This is a genomic window from Arthrobacter sp. U41 (assembly GCF_007679325.1).
In the GTDB taxonomy this organism is placed as follows: Bacteria; Actinomycetota; Actinomycetes; order Actinomycetales; family Micrococcaceae; genus Arthrobacter.
The window spans coordinates 126178-149947 of the sequence record NZ_VEGI01000004.1; the positions used below are offsets into that span (position 1 = coordinate 126178).

Here is a 23770-nt window from a genome sequence, read left to right on the forward strand (position 1 = left end):
TAGAAAGGGTTGGTTGTTGTGGGAAGAAAAGCTGAGCATCCGGTGAGGGTTGCTCTGGTCCTGAGCGGCGTGCTGTTCAGTGCCACGGTCGCGGTGATTGTGGCAGGGCCTCAGGACCACGTGCCACAGGAGGTCGTTGCATTACTCGCGGGTCTGGCCGTCGGTGTGTGGCTGCTGCGTTTCTCGCCGCCCTGGCGATGGCTTGCCATGCTGGTTTTGGTGCTGTCCCTCGTCCTCTGTTTGGTGTTGGGCCCAGCCGGAATCGCCTGGTTCGGTGGGTTTATTTCGGGCACTCAGGCAGGACTGGCCTGGCAGCATGCGAGGAAAGCATATGGAAAAGACGCTGCCGGTTCACGTTAGGGCAACGAGGGTCACCAGGAATCGTCATTCACTGATATTTGCTGCAGGGGCCTGTTTTAGGCCGTTGATGCAAGTCGCCGCCCCTCTTGGTTTCGCACATTTACAAGCGTATCGTTGACTATCGTTGTATATCGTTCACGGTTTTCCAGAGGAGAGCATGATGCGCAGTTCTTACCCGGCAGGCGGATTTCGCGGCAGCAATGTAGACAGCATGTGGCAGGCCGTAGAGGAGTTGCGTTCGAGGTTCGAGAAGCGCCCGGGTGCCCGGGCGGGGCGTGGCGAGGTGCGCTCGGCTGTGCTGGCCCTTCTCGCCGAGCGCCCGATGCACGGCTATCAGATTATTCGTGAAATCGAGGAGCGCACCGGCGGCACCTGGAAGCCCAGCGCGGGCTCCGTCTATCCCACGCTTCAACTGTTGGCCGACGAGGGCCTTATCCGTGCGGAGGAATCCAACGGCCGCAAGATTTATTCCCTGACGGACGCGGGCCGCGAGGAGATGGCGGGTGCCGGCATGTCAGCGCCCTGGGACTCGACGGCACCGGCGGCGGGGACGGGCTTCACGGCGCTACCCAAGGCAGGCGTCGAGCTCGCACAAGCCGCATCTCAGGTGGGCCGCACCGGCACGCCGGAGCAGGTGCAGGAGGCCGTGGCCGTGCTCGACGACGCTCGCCGCCGGCTGTATGCGATCCTCGCCCAGGGCTGACGGGAGTGACGTCGGTTCGCCGGGACCGCGCAGATCCGGTACCCGGCGCCGGGGAGCACCGTGCCCGGTACCGCCGCATCCTGCGCTTCGCCGCATGGCATCTTGCGGTGACATGGTGGTTTGAGCTGCTCCTCCCTCGCCTCGGACTGGCGCGGCTGGCCGAGCGCACCAGGACCAAAAGGATGCAGCGGTTCGCGCAGAGCTTCCATGTGCTGGCTGTCGATCTCGGCGGTCTCATGATCAAAGTCGGTCAGTTCCTGTCCACCAGGCTGGACGTCCTGCCGCCCGAGATCACCCAGGAACTTGAGGGGCTGCAGGATGAGGTGCCCCCGGTCCCTTTCTCGGCGATCCGCACCCTCGCCGAAGCTGAGCTGGGCGCGACGCTGGAGCAGTTATTCGCCTCGGTCGAGGAGACACCGATCGCAGCAGCGTCCCTCGGGCAGGCGCACCGGGCGCGGCTTCGCCCGGGCGACGCCGCCGACACCGGGCTCGACCGCGTGGTGCTGAAGGTACAGCGGCCGGGCATCAACGCCATTGTCGACGTCGACCTGGCGGCCCTGCGCAAGGTCGGCGGCTGGCTCAGCCACGTGCGCCTGGTGTCCGATCGTGCCGACATGCCCGCCCTGGTCGAGGAGTTTGCGCAGACCAGTCTTGAGGAGATCGACTACCTGAATGAAGCAGCGAATTCGGGACGGTTCGCTGCTGACTTCGCCGACGACGGCCGGGTGGAAGTGCCCGACGTCGTCTGGGAACGGAGCACCCGCCGCGTCCTCACCCTCGAAGACGTCACGGCGATCAAGATCACGGACTCGGAGGCTCTGCTGGCGGCGGACATCGATCCGGCCCAGGTTGCACCTGGATTTGCCTCGGTCATGTTCGACCAGATTTTTGCGAACGGCTTTTTTCATGCCGATCCGCACCCGGGGAACATATTTGTCACGCCGGTTACCGATACATCCGCGGAGCGCCCATGGAAGCTGACCTTCATCGACTTCGGCATGATGGGCGAGGTTCCGGCGAGCACGCGCAGCGGTCTGCGGAAGCTGCTCATCGCGGCCGCTTCGCGTGACGGCAAGGGGTTGATGTCCGCGATCAGCGACGTGGGGGTATTGGTGCCCTCGGCCGACACGGTCGAGCTTGAGCGGGCGATGACGCACCTCTTTGCCCGCTTTGGCGGGATGGGCTTCGCAGAGCTTCGCGAGGTGGACCCCCGGGAGTTCCGGGACTTTGCGGTCGAGTTCGGCGACGTGGTGCGCTCGTTGCCGTTCCAGATGCCGGAGAACTTCCTTCTCATTATCCGCGCGATGTCACTGACATCGGGTGTGTGCAGCTCCCTGGACCCCCGGTTCAATCTGTGGGACTCGGTGGAACCCTACGCGGCGCAGCTGCTGCGCGACGAGCGCGGCAACATCGTGCAGGACGTTGCCCAGCAGGCGCTCGATGCCGCCGGGACGGCGCTGGGTCTGCCGAAACGCCTGGACGGGCTGCTCACCCGGCTTGAGGACGGTTCACTGTCGGTTGCCAATCCGCGTCTTGAGCAACAGGTTAGGCGGATTGACCGCACGATGCAGCGATCGGCGTCGGCGCTGATCTTCGGTGCCCTGCTCATTGCCGGTTCCGTGGTCCGGGCGGACGACACCGTGCTTGGCAATCTCCTGATGATCGCGTCGGCGGTTCCGCTGCTGCATGGATTGTGGGCGGGGCGCGGCGGCCTCTGATCGAGCCGGTGACGGGGTCTTCCCGTGGCCGGACACCACAGGGTTCCGCTGCCGGGGGATATCATCAAGCTGTGAACGAAGGCCTGCCTTTTCGTCCTGCGAACCCCACCGAAACGACCGGTCCCATCCCCACAGGGCCCAATCCCACTTCCTGGAGGTCCTCGATCCTGAACTGGGGCGGCGCCCTCGCCGCGGGTGCGCTGATCCTGGTTCCGCTCTGGATGCTGCTGAGCAACAGCGCTGTCCTCGGCGGCCACCCGGCGCTGCCTGTCCTGCTGTTTGTTGCTGCCGCAGCGGGTCTTCTCTGGGCGTTCATGCTGGTCAAGCGCAGCACCCTGCTCGAGGGTTGGTCTCGCAGCAAACAGCAGGGTCCGACAAACCGCCAGCCCAACCGGCGCACAGTTTCACACTGGCAACTGGTCCGGGGCCTCGCAGGCAGGCTGGCCGCCCTGGCTCTCGTGGCGGGGTTCGCGTGGCTCAATCCGTTCCCCCACCAGCCCAGCGGTGCGGACGGCCAGACCACGGGGACCACCATCGAAGGGGCCACCACCGTTACCCTCGTCCCGGAAGGAAAGGCCCGCGCGGGACTCGTCTTTTACCCAGGGGCACGGGTTGATGCGCGCGCGTATCAGGACTTCCTTGGTCCGCTCGCGAACGCCGGTTATCTCGTTGTCATTCTGAAAGTACCCCTGGGCATCCCCTTGCTGGACATCAGCCAGGCCCGCGGCGCGATGAATGAACACCCCGAGGTCACTTCCTGGGCTGTCGGCGGCCATTCGCTGGGAGGAGTCAGCGCGTCCTCCTTCGCGAAGGCGAACACGGACGTCTCGGGGCTTGTGTTGTTTGCCTCGTACCCCGCCGAGAGCATGGCGGACGCCACCGACCTCTCGGTGCTGTCCATCTCCGGCTCCAACGACGGACTCACCACTCCGGACAAGATCTCGGCGTCGAAGGCCCTACTGCCGCCGGCCACCGGTTTCGCGACGGTGGAGGGCGGGGTGCACGCGTTTTTCGGGGACTACGGCGAACAACCCGGGGACGGCGAGCCAGGCATCTCCCGCCAAGAGGCCCAGCAGCAGATCGCCGCGGAGTCGACCCGGTTTATGGACGGGCTCGGGTCCGGCCCTCGCGGATAGTGCCGTTACCGCCCCGCAGCGTACCCCTGCGCGCCGCGCGGATTCGCCGCCGCCTGCAGGACCCCGGTCGCGGGATCACGCACGACGGCGGACAGGCGTCCCAGCGTCCACCCGCCCACGACTGTGACGGCATGACCACGGCGTTCAAGTCCCGCGATAACGTCCTCCCCCAGCCGGTCCTCGACAACAGCGCCGCCGGGCTCCCAGGTGCGCGGCCAGAACGATCCTGGCATTGACGTCGTATGGAAGGTGGGGGCGTCGATGGCCTGCTGCGGTGAGTATCCGCCCACGATTGTGCGCAGCAGGTATGGCAGCTGCCATTGATCCTGTTGGTCACCGCCCGGCGACCCCAGGGCGGTCACGGCCTTGCCGTCCCGCAGCACGAGAGTTGGCGTGAGGGTGGTTCGCGGCCGCCTCCCCGGGGTCAGGGTAGAGGGCGTTCCCGGCTCCAGCCAGGTCATCTGCAGCCGGGTACCGAGGCAGAACCCCAGTTCCGGGACAGCGGGCGAGGACTGCAGCCAGCCGCCCGACGGCGTGGCCGAGACCATGTTCCCCCAGCGGTCCACGACGTCGATATGGCAGGTGTCGCCGCGGGTCTCCCCGCTGGGCGCAACGGTGGGTTCCCCCACGCCCAGCCCGGCCGAACCCGCTGAGCCCGCACCCGTCGGCGGTGTGTAGTGGGTCCGCAGCTCGGGCACATACGGCTCATATCCGGGGACCGAGCCGGGCCGGAATTCGTGCGAGGCCTGCTCTCCGATCAGCGCCCGGCGGCCGGCGCAGTACTCGGCGGACAGGAGCTGGTCCAAGGGCACATCCGTGTCGCCGTAGTACGCTTCCCGGTCCGCGAGCGCCAGCTTCTGGGCTTCCAGGATGGTGTGCGCGCCGAGTTCGGTGGACGGATCGAGGTACTCGTCGTCGAACCCCTCAAGAATGGCGAGCGTCTGGAGCAGTGCGGGACCCTGCCCCCACGGCCCGGTCTTGGCGATGGTGTGTCCGCGGAACTCTACCGTGGCGGCGTCCTCGTAGCCTGCTTGGAATTCTGAGAGATCCTCCAGCGCGAGGACTCCCCGGTGATCCGTACCTGAGGAATGCCGGTGCGGAGTCTGGACCGACTCCACCATGGCCTTGGCCACGAAGCCCTCGCTCCACTCGCGGCGGGCGGCGTCGATCCGGCCCTCGCGGGAATGCCCAGCCGGTCCGGCGGTCCCGACGTCGGCCAGCCGCTGCAGCGTCCGGGCGTACGCAGGATTGTGGACCAACTCCCCTTCCGCCGGGATCCTGCCTCCGGGCATCCACAGCTCAGCCGATGTGGGCCAGTGGGTCTGGAACAGCTCCGCCACAGCGGCGATGGTGGTCCCCACCCGGCCCAGCATCGGGTGCCCGTCGCGGGCATAGCCGATCGCGAAGTCGAGCACGTCCCCCAGTTCCCAGGTCCCGTGGTCCCGCAACAGCAGAAGCCAGGCGTCGACGGCGGCGGGAACCGCCGCTGCCAGCGCGCCCGAGCCGGGCACCAGATCCAGGCCCTCCGCCAGGTAGTGCTCCACCTTGGCTCCGGCCGGAGCCGGACCCTGCCCCATGAGGACGACAGGCCTGCCGGGCTCCTCCGCGGTGACGAAGACGCCGGTCATGTCCCCGCCGGGCCCGTTCAGGTGCGGCTCGACAACGTGCAGCACGAAAGCCCCCGCTGTCGCGGCGTCGAACGCATTGCCGCCGCGCTCCAGCACCGCCTGGGCGGCCGCCGTCGCGAGCCAGTGTGTGGAGGCGCTCATCCCGAAGGTGCCCTGCAGCGTGGGCCGGGTGGTGAACGTGTCGGGCCGGGTGAATGCCGGGGAACCGGCGGCGATGTCAGCCAAAGAGGGCCGCCACGCGGGTCAGGGTCTCGTAGACGCCGTAGCCCAGCGGCACTCCCACCAGCGCCCAGGCGACCACCAGCTTCCCGGTCGACGGGTTTACAGGTGTCGGGTTCGCAGTTGTCTGCGCAGTACTCATCTCAGGCCTCCATGGCAGGTTCTTCGGAGCGGACACGGTCGGGGCGTGGTTCGTGGAAGCGGGCGTCGACCGGCTTGACCAGCAGGTTCGCCGCAAAGCCGATCACCAGCAGCCCCACCATGGTCAGCAGCGCGGGCTGGTAGGACGCTGCGGTCAATTGGCCGGGTTTCCCCTGGGCGTCCAGGAACGCGTTGACGATCAAGGGTCCGGCGATGCCGGCCGCGGACCACGCCGTCAGGAGCCGGCCGTGGATCGCTCCGACCTGGAAGGTGCCGAACAGGTCCCGCAGGTAGGCCGGGACGGTCGCGAAGCCGCCGCCGTAGAAGGAGATGATGACGAACGCGAGGGCCACGTAGAGGAAGGTGCTGCTGGAGCCGGCCAGTGCCAGCACCGTGTACAGCACGGCGCCGACGCCGAGGTACATCATGTAGATGCGCTTGCGGCCGGTCACGTCCGAGGTGGCTGACCAGGCGAAGCGGCCGGACATGTTGCCGATCGAGAGCAGCCCCACGAAGCCGGCGGCGACGGCGGCGCTCACCAGGGACACGCCGTCGGACTGGCGGAAGAAGTCCTGGATCATCGGTGCGGCTTGCTCCAGGATGCCGATTCCCGCTGTCACATTGCAGAACAGGGCGATCCAGACGAGCCAGAACTGCTTGGTCTTCACAGCGTTCCGGGCGGACACGTTGTCCGTGGTGACCAATGTGGCGGCCTTGACCTTGGCGGGATCGAAACCGGCCGGCTTCCAGCCTTCGGCCGGGACCTTGATGGTGAACGCGCCGAACATCATGTACGCGAGGTACACGAGGGCGAGGGTCAGGAAGAGCTTGCCGACGGAGTCGCCGCTGGCCACCCAGCCCTGAGCGCCGGAGTTGGGGTCGTACATTTTCAGCAATGCGGTGGAGACCGGGCTGGCGATGAGGGCGCCACCGCCGAAGCCCATGATGGCCATCCCGGTGGCGAGGCCCGGCCGGTCGGGGAACCATTTGATGAGGGTGGAGACCGGAGAGATGTAGCCGATGCCCAGGCCAATGCCGCCGATGAATCCATAGCCCAGGTACACCAGCCACAGCTGGCCGCTGAAGATCCCCAGCGAGCCGATCAGGAAGCCGCTGGCCCAGAACACGGCCGAGGCGAACATCGCCTTGCGCGGACCGTTTTTGTCCACCCACGTGCCCATGATCGCGGCGGAGAGTCCCAGCATCACGATCGCGATCGAGAAGATCACGCCGATTTCGGTCAGGCTGGCGCCGAAGTGCTTCACGAGCGCGGTCTTGTAGACACTTGTGGCGTACGCCTGGCCGATGCACAGGTGCACGGCGAGCGCCGCGGGCGGCACCAGCCACCTGTTGAATCCCGGCGGGGCGATCGTTCGTTCACGGTCCAGCCAGCCCATAAGTGCTCCTCTTGCTTGTCGAAGACGTCGGTGTCCCAGCGCATAGAGGCGAAAGACCCCAGATTGGGCCGTTGCCTCCGGCAATCATGGTGCAGATCGACAGCAAACGTACTACTTGTGCGACGAACGGTAGGAATTCCGCGATGAGCGGTGGCGCTGGCCTAGTCGGGTTTCCCCGGAGCCTACTTCCCGAGCCCGGCCCTCCGGAGCGCCTCGGCCATCGCCGTGTTGGCCGGCGCGGGCGCCGGCTTCTGCGCCTGCTTGGCCGGCGTCCGCCGGTCTGGCGCCGGCTTCCCCGATGCCTTCCCGGACGGCTGACCCGCGTTCTGCCTCGGCTCTTGATTAGCCGGCCCCGCCTGCTTAGCCGGCGCCTGCGTTGCCGCCTGCCTGGCCGGTGCCTCCCGCCTCGAACGGTCCGGGCGCGGCGCCGCACGCCCGCCCGGCGCGGCCGGTTCGTCGTCGAGCCGTAGCGTCAGGGAGATGCGCTTGCGTTCCGGATCGGCCTCCAGCACCTTGACCCGCACCACCTGGCCGGACTTGACCACGTCGCGGGGATCGGATACGAAGCGGTTGGCCAGCGCGGAGACGTGGACCAGGCCGTCCTGGTGCACCCCGACGTCGACAAACGCGCCGAACGCCGCCACGTTGGTCACCGTCCCTTCCAGCACCATCCCGGGACGGAGGTCGGAGATCTTCTCGATGCCCTCCGAGAACGTCGCCGCCGCGAAGGCCGGACGCGGGTCACGGCCGGGCTTCTCGAGCTCGGCGATGATGTCCTGCACGGTGGGCAGGCCGAAGGAGCCGTCGACAAAGTCCTGCGGATTGAGCGTGGCGTAGCTTCCTGCGGCCTCCCCCTTCCCGCCGGCAGCAGCCTTGATTTTCCGCGCCACCGGGTACGCCTCGGGGTGCACACTGGAGGCATCCAAAGGTTCGGCTCCCCCGGTGATGCGCAGGAACCCGGCGCACTGCTCGAACGCCTTCGCGCCCAATCGCGGCACCTTTTTCAGCTCGGTGCGCTTGCTGAACGGGCCGTGTTCGTTCCGGTACGCCACGATGTTTTCGCTCAGCAGCGGTCCGACGCCGGCCACCCGGCTCAGCAGCGCCGGCGAGGCGGTGTTCACGTCGACACCCACGGCGTTCACGCAGTCCTCGACCACGGCGTCGAGGCTGCGGTCCAGCTTGGCCGCGGTGACATCGTGCTGGTACTGCCCGACGCCGATCGACTTCGGCTCGATCTTCACGAGTTCCGCCAGCGGATCCTGCAGGCGCCGGGCAATGGACACGGCGCCGCGCAGGGACACGTCCATGCCGGGCAGCTCGGCCGCGGCGAGTGCCGAGGCCGAATACACTGAGGCGCCGGCCTCGGACACCACGATTTTCTGCGGCATGCCGCCCTGGTTCGCAGGGTCCTGGCCGGCGGCGAGCTGCTTGAGCAGTTCAGCGGCGAGTTTGTCCGTCTCCCGCGACGCTGTGCCGTTGCCGATCGCCACGAGTTCGACGCCGTGCTTCCGGGCCAAGGCGACGAGTACCCGTAGCGCCTCGTCCCATTTCCGGGCCGGGGCGTGCGGGTAGATGGTGTCCGTCGCCACCACTTTGCCCGTGCCGTCCACCACGGCGACCTTGACCCCGGTGCGCAGTCCCGGGTCCAGGCCCAGGGTGGCACGGTTTCCCGCGGGCGCCGCGAGGAGCACGTCCCGGAGGTTGGCGGCGAAGACCCGCACGGCCTCGTCTTCGGCGGCTGCGAACATCCGGCTCCGCAGATCCGCGGTCAGCCGGGCCAGCACCCGCGAGCGCCAGGCGAGCTGTGCGGTCTGGAGCAGCCAGGCGTCGGCGGGCCGGCCGCGGTCGGCGACCCCGAGGAAGCGTGCCACGGCGGCTTCGTAGCGGCCGCGCGCGGCGGTGAGGGCGGCGTCGTCGTTCGGTTCAGCCTCGGCGAGGTCCAGCTCCAGCACACCGTCCTTTTCGCCGCGCAGCAGCGCCAGGACGCGGTGCGAGGGCATCGCCGAAGGCCGCTGGGAGAACTCGAAGTAGTCCTTGAACTTCTGCCCCTCGGCGTCCTTGCCCTTCTTCACGCGGGACACCATCCGGCCCTGCGTCCAAAGCCGTTCCCGCAGGGTGGCGGCGAGGTCGGCGTCCTGGGCGACGCGTTCCACCAGGATGGAGCGCGCGCCGGCGAGCGCCGCGGCGGCGTCCCCGATGGAGTGTTCCGCATTGAGGTACTTGGCGGCTTCACGCTCGGGGTCCAGCTCGGGCCGCTTCAGCAGCGCGTCGGCAAGCGGCTCCAGCCCGGCCTCGCGGGCGATCTGCGCCTTGGTCCGCCGCTTGGTCTTGAACGGCAGGTAGATGTCCTCCAGCCGCGACTTCGTGTCGGCGCCGACGACGGCGGCCTGCAGTTCCGGAGTCAGCGCGCCCTGCGCGGCGATCGCTTCCAGGACGGTCCGGCGGCGGTCCTCCAGCTCGCGCAGGTAGCGCAGTCGCTCCTCGAGATCGCGGAGCTGGGTGTCATCGAGCGTCCCGGTGGCTTCCTTGCGGTACCGGGCGATGAAGGGAACGGTGGACCCGGCGTCGAGCAGGTCCACGGCGGCCTTGACCTGCCAGGCCTGAACGCCCAGTTCAGCGGCAATCTGGGCGGCGATGCCGGACTCCTGGGTCTGCGGCGCTTTGGTTTTGGGCGACGGGGCCTGAGACGCCTGGGGCCGGGCGGGCTGGCTCGTGGCGGGCGTTGCGGAGGCTGGCGGGGAGGGGCGCTGCGGGAGTTGGGTCACCCAGCCATTTTGCCTTACCGGGGTCAGGGGCCGGGCTCGCCCGGAGGTGGAGGAGGCTCCTGCACGTCCTGAAGGACCTCGTTGCGGCGGAGGAACCACGGTTTGAACGGCGGATCAAAGCGGGCGAACCGGGGCGGTCCCACGGCCGTCAGCCCGGCCAGCACCAGGGCCGCTTGGAGGCCCTCGTTGCGCCGTTCAAAGGCAGCTTCCGAGCCGCTCCCCGAGAACCGAAGGGCAGCCGTCAGGGACCCCGGGACGGTCCGGATCTGGACCTGGGAGTTCACCGGGACCGGGGCCGTCTCCGCCGTCACGTCAGCGGGGAGCACGAAAGCGACCACGAAGTCAGCGGTATCGTCGCTTCCCGGCAGCGGACCGCTCTGGAGCACCGGGGCGGTCATGGCCAGCTTCTGCGAAGGACCGGGCTCTTGGAGCACCGGGGCCGTCATTGCCAGCTTCTGTCGTGCGTTGTTGCTGCCGCTGATGTAGTTGAACAGGGCCCGGAAGGCAGCGTTCCCGGCCCGGTCAAACGTCGTGGTGACCTGTATTTCGGCCACAACGGACGCGGGATAGCGGCGCAGCTCGAAGTGCGCGAAGCGCTGGACCAGCTCATAGGGCTGCTGTTCGGTCATGGTCCTCAGACCATACGCCGGGCCTCCGACAAGAACCAGCCCTCTCCGGCCGCTGTGGTCGACGGATTGTCGGAGGGCTTTGATAGCTTGAAGAACATACGGCGAGGCTGCGCTGACTGCACGTCCCAGGCGGCAGAACCTTCCATCACGGCAGTAAGCATCGGGGGCACAGTGTTTTTTCTTGAACCGGAAGTGCCGAGTTCCGCACGGGACCTGGTCTTTTCCGCGAGCGACCTCGTCATCGCGGCCGGCTGCGAGTACCAGCTGCTCCGGAAGCTCGACGAGAAGCTGGGCCGGTCCCCCAAGGCTGTCTTCGACGACGACGAGATGCTCCGGCACGCCGCCGTGCTGGGCGACCGTCACGAGCGCAAGGTCCTCGAGGGTTTCGTCGAGGAGTTCGGCCCTTGGGATCCGGCCGCCGGACGCGGCGTCTACGACGTCGTCCCGGCTGCGGCCACGGACCGCGCCACTTTGCTGGCCAAGCACCGGGAGTCCATTGATGCCCTGCGTTCCGGCGCCGACGTGGTGTTCCAGGCCGCGTTCTTCGACGGCCGGTTCCATGGCCGCTCGGACTTCCTGGTCCGCCAGGCCGACGGCAGCTACGCCGTGTTCGACACCAAGCTGGCCCGCCACGCCAAAGTGACTGCACTGCTCCAGCTGGCCGCCTACGGCGACCAGTTGCTGCAGGCCGGGATCACCCCGGACCCGATGGTGACGCTTGTCCTGGGTGCGACGGTTCAGCTCCCTGAAGGTGGCTTCGACTACGTCCGCAGCCACCACAAACTTTCGGACATCCTGCCGGTCTTCCGCGAGCGGCGGGACCGCTTCCTGGCGCTGACCTCATCGCATATGGCGCAGCCCGGCCCCGTTGAGTGGGAGGCGCCCGGGCTCACCGCCTGCGGCCGCTGCGACTACTGCCAGGAACAGGTCGCCGCCACCGATGACCTGCTCCTCGTGGCGCGGATGAACTCGGCCCAGCGCAAGAAGCTCCGTGCCGACGGTATCCGCACGGTCCGGGAGTTCGCGGAAGCCACCCTGGCCAGTCCCAACTCCTCGCTGTTGCGCCTGCAGGAGCAGGCCCGAATGCAGAGCGGCGTCGGCGCAGCGGACGGTGAGGTCCGCTTCCTCAAGGACGGCGAAGAGCACAGCATCCGCTTCGGCGTGATTCCGAACAACACGTTGGCCGAGCTTCCCCCGCCCAGCGACGGCGACATCTTCTTCGACTTCGAGGGCGATCCGCTGTGGCAGGAGTCCGCCACCGGGGTCTGGGGGCTGGAGTATCTGTTCGGCGTCATCGAAGCGCCGACGGGACCCGGCGTCCCCGGAGTGTTCAAACCGTTCTGGGCCCATGACCGGGAGGCGGAGAAGCAGGCCTTCCTCGACTTCCTCGAGTATGTGCAGAAGCGCCGGCAGGACTACCCGGACATGCACGTCTACCACTATGCCGCCTACGAGAAGACGGCGCTCCGGAAGCTCTCCGTGATGCACGTGGCCGGCGAGGACATCGTCGACGGGTGGCTGCGGGACGGACTCCTGGTGGATCTGTACCAGACCGTCCGGAACAGCATCCGGATTTCGGAGAACTCCTACAGCATCAAGAAGCTCGAGCCGCTCTACATGGGGACCAACCTGCGCTCCGGGGACGTGAAGGACGCCGGCGCCTCGGTGGTTGCCTACGCCCATTACTGCGACGCGCGCGACGACGGCCGGGCCGAGGAAGCCGCCGCCATCCTCGCCGGGATCTCCGACTACAACGAATACGACTGCCTCTCCACGCTGGAGCTCCGGAACTGGCTCCTGGGCCTGGCCCGTGCCCGCGGCATCCGGCCGGGCGGCGCGATGGAGACGGGCAGCCACAGGGCATCCGCGACGACGGCGGCCGGCGCGGGAGCGGATTCCGGAGCGGATTCCGCTGACGTGGACCCGCTGGAAGCGGCGCTGGCCGAACTGGCGGGGTCCGGCGTCGGGCTCTCCGAGGACGACCGCAAGGCGGTGTCCATGCTGGCGGCGGCGGTCAGCTATCACCGCCGGGAGCGCAAGGCGTTCTGGTGGGCGCACTTCGACCGCTGCGAGAACGGCCCCGACACGCATCACCAGCAGGACCGCAACGTCTTCCTGGTTGAGTCCGCCGAGTTCATCGACGACTGGCAGCAGATTGGCAACAAGCTGCCGGAGCGACGGGTCAAGCTCACCGGAACCGTGAGTCCCGGGTCGGACCTCCGCGAGGGCAGCAAATGGTTCCGCATGTACGCGCCCCCGCTTCCCGTCGGGCTGGAGGGGACCGGCAAGGACGGAAAAGGACGGAATGGATGGTTCGGCACCGAGGTCTTGGAGTTGGGACATGAGGACGGCAAGGACACCGTCATCATCCAGGACCGGCTGCACCGGAAGATTCAGCCCCACAACGACCTGCCCGTTGCGCTGACCGAGGACCAGCCGCTCGCCACGAAGAGCCTCGAGGACGCCCTGGCGGCCCTGGCCTCCGGCGTCACCGCCGCGTTGCGCGGCAGCCCGTCCGCTTTTCCGCACCATCCGGCCCTGGATCTGGTCCGCCGGGTTCCGCCGCGCCTTGCCGCAGGGGCGCGGCTGCCCGCCCCCGGTGAAGGTCCGGACCGGTTCATTGACGCGATCACGGAGGCTGTCGGTGCCTTGGACCATTCGTACGTCGCGGTGCAGGGTCCTCCCGGGACCGGCAAGACCCACGTGGGATCGCACGTCATCGCCCGGCTGGTGGCCCGCGGATGGAAAGTCGGCGTTGTCGGCCAGTCGCATGCCGTGGTGGAGAATCTGCTGAAGACGGCGGTGGCCAAGGCCGGCGTCGATCCCACCCGGGTCGCCAAGGAAGTGAAACACTCGGAGCCCCTTCCGTGGGAGCAGCGCTCGGTGAAGGATGTGGCGCGCCTGCTCGGCTCGCCCGGCGGGGCGCTGATCGGCGGCACGGCGTGGACGATGACGGGGTCCAATGTCCCGCCCGGGTCGCTGGATCTGCTGGTGATCGACGAAGCCGGCCAATTTTCCCTGGCTAATACCCTGGCCGTGGCCCAGGCCAGCAGCCGGCTGCTGTTGCTGGGTGATCCGCAGCAGTTGCCGCAGGTCAGCCAGGGTGCACACCCCGAACCCGTGGACGAGTCGGCCTTGGGCTGGGTTTCCGCCGGTCATGCCACGCTTCCGCCGGAACTTGGCTATTTCCTGGCCGACTCGTGGCGGATGACGTCGGAGCTGTGCCGGGCCGTCTCCGAACTCTCTTATGAGGGCAGGCTGCGCTCGGCCCCGGCCGCTGACCTCCGGCGGCTTGATGGGGTTCCGGCCGGGATCGAAACCGTCATGGTGGAGCACAGCGGCAACATCACGTCCTCCACCGAGGAAGCCGCCGAGGTGGTCCGCCAGGTGCGGCGCCACCTGGGGCTGAGCTGGCATGCGGAGCAGGGTACCCGGCCTCTCGACGCCGCCGACATCCTGGTGGTGGCGGCCTACAACGCCCAGGTCAACGTCATCCGCGACGCCCTGGAAGCCGCGGGCCTCGCCGGCGTCCGGGTGGGAACGGTGGACAAATTCCAGGGCCAGGAAGCCGCCGTCGTGATTGTGTCCATGGCGTGCTCGGCGGTGGCCGAGGCGCCGCGCGGCATGGAGTTCCTGCTTTCGCGCAACCGGATCAACGTGGCGGTCTCCCGCGGCCAATGGCGCGCCGTCGTCATCCGGGCACCCGAGCTGACCAACTACCTCCCCGCGCACCCCGAGGGCCTGGAGCAGCTGGGCGGGTTCATCGGGCTGTGCCAGCGGTCGGTGGCTGCCTGAGCTTTGCCCGCCAGCCCGCGGGACATGCCCATTCCTCGCCACCGCATTCAGGGGGGCACATGCCCATTCTTGGCCGTACCCAGTGAGCACAATGGCATTCTGCCCACTGCTCGTGAGTCCCGCTGGACACGTCCAGCAGCGAACGTTGGCTCCCGCCGGACATCCTCATTCGTGGCCAAGACCAGTGGGCAGAATGGCATTCTGTCCACTGGTCTTGGGTCCCGCGGGACATGTCCATCGGCGGGCGTAGCTGCCGCGGGGACATGTCCATCGGCGGGCGTAGCTGCCGCGGGGACATGTCCATCGGCGGGCGTAGCGGCCGCGGGGACATGTACACTAGTCATGACTAACGAGGCACATGTCCAGCGGCGCGCGTGCTGCCAGCCCCGAGCGTGCTGCCGGCTGCGTGCGCCTTAGTTTTGGTACGCCGGGTAGTCGGTGTAGCCCTTGGCGCCGTCCGTGTAGAAGGTGGACGGGTCCGGCTCGTTGGTCGGAAGTCCTTCACGCCAGCGGCGGACCAGATCCGGGTTAGCGATCGCGGGGCGGCCGACGACGACGGCGTCAGCGTGGCCATCTTCAATAATCGCGACGGCCTCCTCGCGGGTGGTGATGACGCCGAAGCCCGAGTTCAGCAGGAAGGTTCCGCCGAAGCGGGCGCGCAGATCCTGAACCAGCTCGCTGGCGGGTTCCTTGTGCAGCACGCTGAGGTAGGCGAGCTTCAGGGGCGCCAGGGCATCCACCAGGGCGGTGTAGGTCTCATTGACATCTGCCGCGTCGACCTCAAGCGCTCCCTGGACGTTGTGTTCCGGTGAGATCCTGATACCAACCCGGTCCGCGCCGACGGCGTCTGCCACGGCCTGCGCCACCTCAATGACGAAGCGTGCACGGTTCGCGGGCGAGCCGCCGTAGACGTCGTCGCGCTGGTTGGCGGACGGTGACAGGAATTCGTGCAGCAGGTAGCCGTTGGCGGAGTGCAGCTCGACGCCGTCGAACCCAGCACCGATCGCGTTCCGGGAGGCAGTGACGAACTCCTGGACGATCCCCGGCAGCTCCGTGGTGGACAGTGCGCGGGGAACCGGGAAGGGCTTCTTGCCTTCGTAGGTGCGGGTCTCGCCGTCGATCGCGATGGCGCTGGGAGCGACCACCTCGTGGCCGCCGTTGGTGTCCTCATGCGTGACGCGTCCGGCGTGCATGACCTGGGCGAAGATCCTGCCGCCCTCGGCGTGCACCGCGGCCGTGACGTCGGACCAGCCCCGGAGCTGCTCTTCGGTCACCAGACCCGGCTGGCCGGGGAAGCCTTGGCCGGCGCGGCTGGGGTAGGTGCCCTCGCTGACGATCAGGCCGAGCGACGCCCGCTGCCGGTAGTGCTCCACCAGCAGCGGACCGGGGACGCCGTCCTTGCCGGAGCGGACGCGCGTCAGCGGCGCCATCACGAGTCGGTTGGGCAGTTCCAGCTCGCCGAGGGTCATCGGGGAAAACAGCATGCGCAGTTCCTTTCACCAGAGATTGGGTTCTCTGGCAGCAACTGCGCGGCGCCTGCAACTATTCCAGGTGAGACTCGGATCACGACGGGTGGACGATGATTTTGACCGCGGTGTCGTTGTGGTTGATGAGCGTGTCAAAGCCCTTGTCCACCAGGTCAGCCAGGGCGATCCTTCCCGTAATGAAGGGTTTCAGATCGACTTTGCCCTCCTGGACCAGCTTGATCGCGGCCGCGTGGTCGCCGCAGTACGCGATGGTGCCGCGCAGATCGATTTCCTTCAGGACGACTTTTTGCATGTCGACGGTGGCCGGGTGCCCCCAGATCGACACGTTGACCACGACGCCCGCGGGCCGCACGACGTCGAGCATGGTATCCAGCACCGCGTTCACCCCCGCGCATTCAAACGCCCCGTCGGCCCCGGCGCCGTTCGTCAGCTCCAGCACGCGCGCCTTGACGTCGTCCGAGCTCGGGTCGAGGACGTGGTCCGCGACCCCTGACGAGACGGCCTTGTCCTTGCGGGCGGCGGAGAGCTCGGTAACGATCGTGGTGATGCCGATGCCCTTGAGGACCGCCGCGGTGAGCAGGCCGATCGGTCCGGCACCGCCGACGACGGCGACGTCCCCGGCTTTGAGGCCGCTCCGGCCGACGGCGTGATACGCCACCGCGAGGGGTTCAATGAGGGCGGCCTCGTCAAGCGGGATGTCGCCCACGGGGTGCACCCAACGGGTGTCAACGACGACCTTCTCGCTCAGGCCACCACCACCGCCCGCCAACCCGATGAAGCCCAGCTTGGTGCACAGGTTGTAGTGACCGCTGAGGCAGGGACCGCATTCGTTGCAGACGATATAGGGTTCCACCACCACACTGTCCCCAACCGCGAGCCCCGTCACACCTTCCCCCAGTTCCTCGACCGTGCCGGAGAACTCATGCCCCAGTGTGACCGGGGCCGCCTCATGGGACAGCACGTGGGGGTTCCCGGGCGGCGGCGTGAAGATGGGCCCCTCAAGGAACTCGTGGAGGTCCGTCCCGCAGATCCCGCACCAGGCGACGGCGATTTTCACCGTCCCGGGACGCAGCTCAGGCTCCGGCACATCTTCGATCCGGAGGTCTTCACGGGCGTGGAAACGTGCTGCTTTCATGGTTTTCATCCTTCGTATGACGGGGCCGTGGATGCGCCGGTTAAGCGCATCCACGGCAGGTCGTTGGCTAGTCAGGGAAAGTGGCTATTCAGGGAAAGTGGCCGCCGCCCCAGTCTGGATCCCGGGCGTGGGATTGTCACTGCCCCCGGGTTACCGAGTGTGGTGCGTGGGCTGGAGCTCGAAGACCGGCGTCGGCAGTCCCTCCATCCGTGCCTTGAGCTGCAGCGCCAGATAGTTGGAATAATGGCGGCTCTGGTGAAGGTTTCCGCCGTGGATCCAGAGGTTCTCCACGTTGGTGGGTTTCCACATGTTGCGCAGTTCGCCTTCCCAGGGGCCGGGGTCCTTGGGGGTGTCCGAGCCGAAGCCCCAGCACTTGCCGACGGCGTCGGCCACCTCGGGTGAGACGAGGTCGGCCAGCCAGCCGTTCATGGACCCGTAGCCGGTGGCGTAAATGATGGCGTCCGCTTCCAGCTCCGTCCCATTGGCCATCACGACGGCGTTGCCGGTGATCTTGTCGACTTCCCCGCTGGCGAGTTTGACCCGGCCGTCGATGATGAGCTGCGAGGCGCCGACGTCGATGTAGTAGCCGGATCCGCGCCTCAGGTACTTGAGGAAGAGGCCGGAGCCGTCAACCCCGAAGTCCAGGTCGAAGCCCGCGGCCTCCAACTGGGAGTAGAAGTCGGCGTCCCGCTTGGCCATCTCGGCATAGACCGGGATCTGGGCTTCGGGCAGGATGCGGTAGGGCAGGGACGCGAAGAGCAGGTCGGCCTTCTCCGTGGTGACGCCGTTGGCCAGCGCTTCCTCGGAATACAGCCCGCCCAGGGCGAGGTCCATGAGGGATTCGCTGCGGGCAATGTGTGTAGAGGACCGCTGGACCATGGTGACGTCGGCGCCGTGTTCCCAAAGGTCGGCGCAGATATCGTGGGCCGAATTGTTGGAGCCGATCACCACGGCCTTTTTCCCGGTCCAGTCTCCGCCGCCCGGGTGCTTGGACGAGTGGTACTGCTCGCCCAGGAAGGAGTCGGCGCCGTCGAACACCGGGACGCTGGGGTAGCCCGAGACGCCCAAGGCGAAGACGAGCTGTTTGGGACGCAAGGTGACCGGTTCGCCGTCGCGCACTACCTCCACCACCCACTCGCGGGACGCTTCGTCGAAACGCGCGTTGGTGCATTTGGTCTTGGACCAGTAGTTCAGCTCCATGATCCGCGTGTAGTGCTCCAGCCAGTCCCCGATCTTGTCCTTCGCGGCGAACACCGGCCAGTCGTCGGGGAACTTCATGTAGGGCAGGTGGTCGTACCAGACCGGATCGTGGAGGTGAAGCGACTTGTAGCGGTTCCGCCACGAGTCGCCCGGGCGGTCATTCTTTTCGATGATGATGGTGGGCACGCCCAGCCTGCGCAGCCGCGCCCCCAGCCCGATCCCGCCCTGGCCGCCGCCGATGATGACGGTGTAGGGCTGGTCTTCGTAGCCGAGCCGGGCCTCCTGTTCCTCCTTAAGCTCCAGCCAGGATTTGCGGCCCCGCGTGATCTGGTGGGCGACACCTTTGTCCCGGCGCGGCCCCTTCTTTTCCTCAAAGCCCTTGAGCTCCTGCATCGTGGTCAGCAGGGTCCAGCACTTTCCATTGCGGAGGCGCAGGTGGGCGTGGCCCCGCGCCTGGGCGGTGTCGAAATTGATCCAGGCCTCGGTGTTGCCGGCATCCCCGGTGGCGTCCTCGGCCAGGGCCCAGTTGTGCGGCTGGACGTTGTCCAGGGTCGCGTTGAGCATGCGCCGGATGTCCTCTTTGCCCTCAAGGGTCTTGAGGTTCCAGGTGAACGAGACGAAGTCGCGCCAGTACGAATCGTCGTCGAACAGTTCCAGCACGTCGTCCGTGTTGTGGTTGCGCAGTGCCTCATCGAACTGCGCCAGCCACACCTCGACCACGCCGTTTGGTGTCTCAGGCATGATTCCTCTTTCCGTTGCTTGCTGTGGGCCGTTCCGTGCGCGGCGTCCGGACCGCGCGGTGACCCGCATCACAAGTAAAGGTTGCGGAGGGTTACAATCGGGTTACACGCGACTCTCCCGGCTCTGGCCAGCTCATACGCAGGCCAGAGCCGGGGCGCGGTCCGGGTGCGACGATTCGAAGGCGAGTTGGGAGAATGAGCATGCGGCAGGGCGGTCGCTCCATCACGCAGCTCGCGGACCTGAGGTCGTCCGCGCCAGCCGAGTACGCCCGGGCACTCCGGAAGGCCCACGAGGCCACCATCTCCGGCAATCCGAGTCAGCATCTCTCGCCGTCGCTCATCAAGTCCTGGCAGCGTTCCCTCGCATTGGGCATCAATCCGGACCAGCACCGCCCCGTCCACCGGCACGAAGTGTCCGAGGCCCGCTCCCTGAGCGCCGGCCACCGGCTGGCCGCCGTGATGCCCGCGCTGTCACAATTGCTGGCCGATGAGACAGCGACCGGGCGCCACCTGCTGATCGTCACTGATCATGAGGGCGAGGTGCTATGGCGCGTGGGCAGCAAGCAGGCGTTGAAACTCGCCGACTCGCTGGAGTTCGTGGAGGGAGCCGATTGGTCCGAGTCCGGGGTGGGCACGAACGCCATCAGCGAGGCCCTGGTGACCGGCGGCCCGGCCCAGCTTTTCTCGGCCGAACACCTCGTGCGGACGCATCACGATTGGGCCTGCACCGCGTCCCCGATTCGTGACCCGTTGACGGGTGAGGTGGTGGGCGTCCTGGATGTTTCCGGCCCCTTCGAATCTGTCACGCCGGACAGTCTTCGCCTGGTGCGGTGTGGTGTGCGGCTGGCCGAGGAGCTGTTGAAATCTGCCGGCGCCGGCCCCGACGGAAGGCCCGACGAGGCAGAGGGGTTGGCTACGGGACGTCCCGTCGCTGGGGGCCAGACGCAGCTGGCGCTGCGGCTGCTGGGTGACGCGCCGTCCGCGGCGCTCGACGGCGGCCCCAACCGGCCGCTGACGTTACGGCGTGCCGAGATCCTGGCCCTGCTGGCTTCCCGGACCCGGGGCTGGAGCGCCGATGAACTGGCTTACGAGGTCCATGGCGATGCGGGCACCTCCGCGGCGATCCGGACGGAGATGCACCGGGTCCGCAGCGTCCTGGGCGATGTGGTGGAAGCAAACCCCTACCGTTTCTCGCCAACCGTCAGGCTGGTGACGGATGCCGCCCGCGTGGCCGCGCATCTGCGCGATGGCAGGGTCCGTCAGGCGCTGGCTGCCTATCCGGCCAAACTCCTCAACCGTTCAGTCAACCTCGCCATCGGATTCATGCGGGACGAACTGAACGAAGCCGTTGCCGCCTCCGTCCGGGCCAGCGGCGATGCACAGTTGATGCTGCAGTGGTACACCAGCGACATGGGGTCAGGGGACACGGCCGCCGCAGCAACCGCCGTCGCACTGTTGGGACCGCAGGATCCGCGGTGTCAGCTGGTGAGCGCCCGGATGGAACGGCTCGACCGGGAGCTGCGGGCGTAACTGCGGCGCCTGATCGACGGCCTCACAATTAGGGAGCCGGCGGCGCGACGCCGGGGCACCCTTGGCCTTGCGGGTTGCGGAGGCAATCGTCCGCGTAGTTGCGTGTGATGGAGCGCCAGACGCTGACAGTCTGCGGCGCTGAACTGAATTGCCCTTGGCCCGGGATGGGCAGCGGCGGGCCACCGTTGACTGAGTAGGTCCCCTGGAAGTGAGTCGTCAGCACCACCCGGAAATCGCCTGTCGCCGTGTAGACGTGGCTGGTGGCGGTCTTTTCGCCCCAGCGGTCCTGCGGGAGGGGTCCCCCGGCCGCAGTCTGCGGCCCAAGGGAGGAGCCGTCGCCGTAGCTCCAGGTGTACTGGACGGGTTTGGCGACCACATGGACCTTCTGGGCCAGTATGGTGATGTCGAATTGCTGCTCGGCCGCTTCCGCGAAGAAGTTGGTCTCGGCTCCCCTGAGTGTGTGCGGGCTCGGCTGGGCAGTGACGGATCCAGCGGCGACCGGCAGTCTCTGGAATTCCGTTTGGATTATTGCGGCGATCCTGGGTAGCAGGTCCTCCGGTCTCGGATCGAATAGACACGTCGGCCCGGAGTGGAAGCTCCACGTGGGATTCGGAACTCCGGCCGGTGCTTTCAGCCACACGACTGGAATTCCGTCCTGGCCGTCGGGGCCGTTCTGGCAATCCACGACATCAGCGAGGCAGTCCGTGTCGAAGTCGCCGGCACCTAGGTGGCACTGCAGTTCGTATTTGTATTGGTGGGGATCAGTGGCAACAGTGCCGGGCTCCGCCCATACGAACTGCCCAGTGCCTGCGTCGACCACCCAGCCTCCGACATCAACTGTGTCCTCACCCCAGTCCCCGGTAATTGGAGGCAGGTCATTTTCGCCAAACGCGGGGAGGGGTTGTAAAGCCAGAAGCGCGGTAACCACTGCCGCAAAAGTCACCCTGATCCGCCATGAGGATTTCACTTGGCTAGCCGACTATTGGCTGAATATTGTTCACGTACCATGCCCCGTCGCGGAAGACCGCGAGCATGAGATTGCCCGTATCCTCGGGCTTTGGATCAGCTTGATGCAATGTCCCATCCGCGTTGTAGTAAGAGAGGGGCGATTGCGAAACTTGGATAGCAACTTGGTAGTTCCCATCGGGCGCAATGATGAAAGACGTGCTGACCGACGGAGTTTTAGTCTTTCCTCCGACAATCCACCGCCCTGCCTCATGCCAACCTGTCATGACTGTCGTCGCCCGATCGCATGCTCTGCAAGAAGGACTCGTGATCGCCACTAACCGCGAAACGTCGCCGGTCTCATATCCGTAGTTAAGCAATTGGAACCAGTACCGCGCGAACGCCTCTAGCCCTTCCTTCGTCTCCGCCTTCGCCGCTTCCGGCAGCACCGGAACCGGGACGTTCTGCGCCCTGCCTGAGGCGTCCGCGGGTTTGTAGCTGGCCGTCGGCGTGGGGGTGGCAGTGGGTGTCGGCGTCGCCGTCGGGCTCGATGTCGCGGGGGCGGCTGTTGCACCTGGTGTGCTTCCTCCGCCAGTGCATGCTGCAACTGGCAACACGCTAAGCGCAACCAGGACGGCGCAAACCCGCCTGCTGCGGGCTAACGATGAAGTGCGGGATGTCATGGTCAGCTATTCCCCCCGATAGAAAATCAAGACGCGTGCAGCCAAACAATGCCTTAAGGGTAACCGACGTCACATTCTGGGCCTCAAGGTTATCCACAGGGCTTGATTGTCCCCTCCCCACCCGGGCATAAGTGCTTCGGCTCACACCTATTTACCCGCACAAGCCTCTGGCGCTTTTGTACACCGGCCAGAACAATGAACCCATGATCTTCGAACATCCAGACGACAACCCCATCCTCGTGCTCACTGACGATCAAAGCTGGAAGCTGATAGAGGGCACCCAACACGGCAGGCTCGTGGTCATCGTGGGCGGCGAACCCGATATTTTCCCGGTGAACTACGCCGTGAGCGCCCGGAAGCTCTACCTCCGGACGGCCCCCGGCAACAAGCTGGCGGAACTGACCATCAACGCTAAGGTGCTGTTCGAGACGGACGGCATCCTCTCCGACGAGGCATGGTCGGTTGTCCTGCGCGGCACGGCCCGGGTGCTGGACAAATCCGCCGACATCGCGGCGGCTGAGGCTTTGGGGCTCAAGCCGTGGGTGCCCACCCTGAAGGACTTCTACGTCGAGATCGAGCCGACCAAGGTCAGCGGGCGCCACTTCCAGTTTGGCGAGCACCCGGAGCGGGACATCTAGCAACAGTTCGATGTCGGCGGCGCCGCCGAATCGGCCGGCCGGCGCCGCCTAGACTTAATTCATGGCGGACAAGCTGACCCCCGAACGGCGCAGCTGGAACATGTCCCGGATCCGCGGCAAGAACACCAAGCCTGAACTGCTGGTCCGGAAACTGCTTCACGCAAAGGGTTACCGCTACCGCCTGCACGGCACCTCCCGCGGGGGCCGCCTCCCGGGCAACCCGGATCTGGTCTTCGCCGGCCGCCACAAAGTCATCTTCGTCAACGGGTGTTTCTGGCACTTCCATGACTGCCGGGTGGGGCAGCACGCCCCCAAGGCCAACGCCGAGTTCTGGGAAACCAAACGCACCCGGACGCGGAACCGCGACGCCGAGCAGCGCCTTCTGCTGGAGCACTCGGGTTGGGACGTCCTCACCGTCTGGGAGTGCGAGCTCAAAGACGCCTCTGCGCTGGAGCAGCGGCTGGACGAGTTCCTGGACACGCCACAAAAATAATCGTCGCGCCAGAGGCGACATACCGGTGTGACTCAGGTAACATGCGAACTCGGGGACCAGGACCCTACCGGGCCCGCAATTACTCGAACTTTTCTACTCCACGGGAGAGCGCCAGATGCCGCACTTGCTGAGGTCCACCACGTCGCTGAGGACCGTACCCCGGCCCTCGAAGTCGTCACCCGATTCCCGGCCGCAGGAAGTCCGGCGGTCACCCGAGGTCGATGAGGATCTGGAGCCCCTGCGTCTGCAGGTATCCGCGATCATTGATGCGATTCTCTCGGACACCAGGCCGGAAGAGGCACCGGTGCGGGAGAAACTCCGCTGGCATCTCGCCAACTGCCCGGGCCAGCCTGAGAAGGCGCTCTTGAACCATCTTTTGTCTGTTTCCGTGGAGCAAGAAGCCAGCTAGCGGCGCTTCCGAACGACGG

General features: G+C 66.9%; 19 protein-coding genes. 9 read left to right on the top strand and 10 right to left on the bottom strand.

Going from position 1 to position 23770, the window contains the following annotated elements; translation table 11 throughout:
- Positions 1 to 18: 18 nt before the first annotated feature.
- From FS787_RS13435 to FS787_RS13450, 4 genes are all read left to right on the top strand, one after another.
- Positions 19 to 360: a hypothetical protein gene (locus FS787_RS13435; RefSeq protein WP_186329199.1), complete on the top strand. Its 342-nt coding sequence runs from the start codon at positions 19 to 21 to the stop codon at positions 358 to 360.
- 160 nt (positions 361 to 520) lie between these two features.
- Positions 521 to 1063, top strand: coding sequence for a PadR family transcriptional regulator (locus tag FS787_RS13440; RefSeq protein WP_144673316.1), 543 nt, complete (start codon positions 521 to 523; stop codon positions 1061 to 1063).
- Positions 1064 to 1068: 5 nt separating this feature from the next.
- Positions 1069 to 2781 carry an AarF/ABC1/UbiB kinase family protein gene (locus FS787_RS13445; RefSeq protein WP_144672993.1) on the top strand — a complete coding sequence of 571 codons (1713 nt, stop codon included), beginning with the start codon at positions 1069 to 1071 and terminating at the stop codon, positions 2779 to 2781.
- A gap of 71 nt (positions 2782 to 2852) precedes the next feature.
- Entirely contained in the window at positions 2853 to 3917 is a 1065-nt protein-coding gene (locus FS787_RS13450) for an alpha/beta hydrolase (protein ID WP_260982554.1), read from the top strand.
- A 5-nt stretch (positions 3918 to 3922) separates the two neighbouring features.
- Here the strand turns inward: FS787_RS13450 and FS787_RS13455 are convergent, their stop codons facing one another.
- The 5 genes from FS787_RS13455 to FS787_RS13470 form a co-directional block, all read right to left on the bottom strand.
- Entirely contained in the window at positions 3923 to 5686 is a 1764-nt protein-coding gene (locus tag FS787_RS13455) for a gamma-glutamyltransferase family protein (RefSeq protein WP_144673320.1), read from the bottom strand.
- A 76-nt stretch (positions 5687 to 5762) separates the two neighbouring features.
- A complete protein-coding gene (locus tag FS787_RS18015; RefSeq protein ID WP_186329200.1) occupies positions 5763 to 5906 on the bottom strand; it encodes a hypothetical protein in 144 nt (47 codons plus the stop codon).
- Position 5907: 1 nt separating this feature from the next.
- Positions 5908 to 7302, bottom strand: a complete 1395-nt coding sequence (locus tag FS787_RS13460; RefSeq protein ID WP_144672995.1) for an OFA family MFS transporter — start codon at positions 7300 to 7302, stop codon at positions 5908 to 5910.
- Between the two features lie 182 nt (positions 7303 to 7484).
- Positions 7485 to 9938 carry a Tex-like N-terminal domain-containing protein gene (locus FS787_RS13465; RefSeq protein ID WP_260982566.1) on the bottom strand — a complete coding sequence of 818 codons (2454 nt, stop codon included), beginning with the start codon at positions 9936 to 9938 and terminating at the stop codon, positions 7485 to 7487.
- 152 nt (positions 9939 to 10090) lie between these two features.
- Entirely contained in the window at positions 10091 to 10696 is a 606-nt protein-coding gene (locus tag FS787_RS13470; RefSeq protein ID WP_144672999.1) for a heme-binding protein, read from the bottom strand.
- A gap of 171 nt (positions 10697 to 10867) precedes the next feature.
- Between FS787_RS13470 and FS787_RS13475 the strand changes: the two genes are divergently transcribed.
- Entirely contained in the window at positions 10868 to 14491 is a 3624-nt protein-coding gene (locus FS787_RS13475) for a bifunctional RecB family nuclease/DEAD/DEAH box helicase (protein WP_144673001.1), read from the top strand.
- A gap of 413 nt (positions 14492 to 14904) precedes the next feature.
- On the opposite strand, the gene FS787_RS13480 is transcribed toward FS787_RS13475, so the two are convergent.
- From FS787_RS13480 to FS787_RS13490, 3 genes are all read right to left on the bottom strand, one after another.
- Positions 14905 to 15975 carry an alkene reductase gene (locus tag FS787_RS13480; protein WP_144673003.1) on the bottom strand — a complete coding sequence of 357 codons (1071 nt, stop codon included), beginning with the start codon at positions 15973 to 15975 and terminating at the stop codon, positions 14905 to 14907.
- Between the two features lie 79 nt (positions 15976 to 16054).
- Positions 16055 to 17113, bottom strand: coding sequence for a 2,3-butanediol dehydrogenase (locus FS787_RS13485; RefSeq protein ID WP_144673005.1), 1059 nt, complete (start codon positions 17111 to 17113; stop codon positions 16055 to 16057).
- A 150-nt stretch (positions 17114 to 17263) separates the two neighbouring features.
- Entirely contained in the window at positions 17264 to 19054 is a 1791-nt protein-coding gene (locus FS787_RS13490) for an NAD(P)/FAD-dependent oxidoreductase (RefSeq protein ID WP_144673007.1), read from the bottom strand.
- A 200-nt stretch (positions 19055 to 19254) separates the two neighbouring features.
- Here FS787_RS13490 and FS787_RS13495 point away from each other — a divergent pair, with 200 nt between their 5' ends.
- Positions 19255 to 20583, top strand: a complete 1329-nt coding sequence (locus FS787_RS13495; RefSeq protein ID WP_144673322.1) for a helix-turn-helix domain-containing protein — start codon at positions 19255 to 19257, stop codon at positions 20581 to 20583.
- 28 nt (positions 20584 to 20611) lie between these two features.
- On the opposite strand, the gene FS787_RS13500 is transcribed toward FS787_RS13495, so the two are convergent.
- Together FS787_RS13500 and FS787_RS18290 are read right to left on the bottom strand one after the other, a co-directional pair.
- Positions 20612 to 21223 (bottom strand): hypothetical protein, encoded by a 612-nt coding sequence (locus FS787_RS13500; RefSeq protein ID WP_260982556.1) that lies wholly within the window; start codon positions 21221 to 21223, stop codon positions 20612 to 20614.
- Positions 21224 to 21554: 331 nt separating this feature from the next.
- Positions 21555 to 22211 (bottom strand): DUF6318 family protein, encoded by a 657-nt coding sequence (locus FS787_RS18290; protein ID WP_222124073.1) that lies wholly within the window; start codon positions 22209 to 22211, stop codon positions 21555 to 21557.
- 203 nt (positions 22212 to 22414) lie between these two features.
- Between FS787_RS18290 and FS787_RS13505 the strand changes: the two genes are divergently transcribed.
- From FS787_RS13505 to FS787_RS18210, 3 genes are all read left to right on the top strand, one after another.
- Positions 22415 to 22849, top strand: a complete 435-nt coding sequence (locus FS787_RS13505; protein WP_144673010.1) for a pyridoxamine 5'-phosphate oxidase family protein — start codon at positions 22415 to 22417, stop codon at positions 22847 to 22849.
- A 61-nt stretch (positions 22850 to 22910) separates the two neighbouring features.
- Complete coding sequence (locus FS787_RS13510; RefSeq protein WP_144673012.1) at positions 22911 to 23342, top strand: very short patch repair endonuclease; 432 nt, start codon at positions 22911 to 22913, stop codon at positions 23340 to 23342.
- Between the two features lie 115 nt (positions 23343 to 23457).
- A complete protein-coding gene (locus tag FS787_RS18210; RefSeq protein WP_260982557.1) occupies positions 23458 to 23751 on the top strand; it encodes a hypothetical protein in 294 nt (97 codons plus the stop codon).
- Positions 23752 to 23770 lie beyond the last annotated feature (19 nt).

Excerpts from the sequence above, each read along its gene's own strand:
- FS787_RS13485 (WP_144673005.1), bottom strand. The coding sequence starts at position 17,113 with ATGAAAGCAGCACGTTTCCACGCCCGTGAAGACCTCCGGATCGAAGAT.
- FS787_RS13490 (WP_144673007.1), bottom strand. The coding sequence starts at position 19,054 with ATGCCTGAGACACCAAACGGCGTGGTCGAGGTGTGGCTGGCGCAGTTC.
- FS787_RS18015 (WP_186329200.1), bottom strand. The coding sequence starts at position 5,906 with ATGAGTACTGCGCAGACAACTGCGAACCCGACACCTGTAAACCCGTCG.
- FS787_RS13510 (WP_144673012.1), top strand. The coding sequence starts at position 22,911 with ATGGCGGACAAGCTGACCCCCGAACGGCGCAGCTGGAACATGTCCCGG.
- FS787_RS13505 (WP_144673010.1), top strand. The coding sequence starts at position 22,415 with ATGATCTTCGAACATCCAGACGACAACCCCATCCTCGTGCTCACTGAC.
- FS787_RS13495 (WP_144673322.1), top strand. The coding sequence starts at position 19,255 with ATGCGGCAGGGCGGTCGCTCCATCACGCAGCTCGCGGACCTGAGGTCG.
- FS787_RS13455 (WP_144673320.1), bottom strand. The coding sequence starts at position 5,686 with ATGAGCGCCTCCACACACTGGCTCGCGACGGCGGCCGCCCAGGCGGTG.
- FS787_RS13470 (WP_144672999.1), bottom strand. The coding sequence starts at position 10,696 with ATGACCGAACAGCAGCCCTATGAGCTGGTCCAGCGCTTCGCGCACTTC.
- FS787_RS18210 (WP_260982557.1), top strand. The coding sequence starts at position 23,458 with ATGCCGCACTTGCTGAGGTCCACCACGTCGCTGAGGACCGTACCCCGG.
- FS787_RS13460 (WP_144672995.1), bottom strand. The coding sequence starts at position 7,302 with ATGGGCTGGCTGGACCGTGAACGAACGATCGCCCCGCCGGGATTCAAC.
- FS787_RS13480 (WP_144673003.1), bottom strand. The coding sequence starts at position 15,975 with ATGCTGTTTTCCCCGATGACCCTCGGCGAGCTGGAACTGCCCAACCGA.
- FS787_RS18290 (WP_222124073.1), bottom strand. The coding sequence starts at position 22,211 with ATGACATCCCGCACTTCATCGTTAGCCCGCAGCAGGCGGGTTTGCGCC.
- FS787_RS13440 (WP_144673316.1), top strand. The coding sequence starts at position 521 with ATGCGCAGTTCTTACCCGGCAGGCGGATTTCGCGGCAGCAATGTAGAC.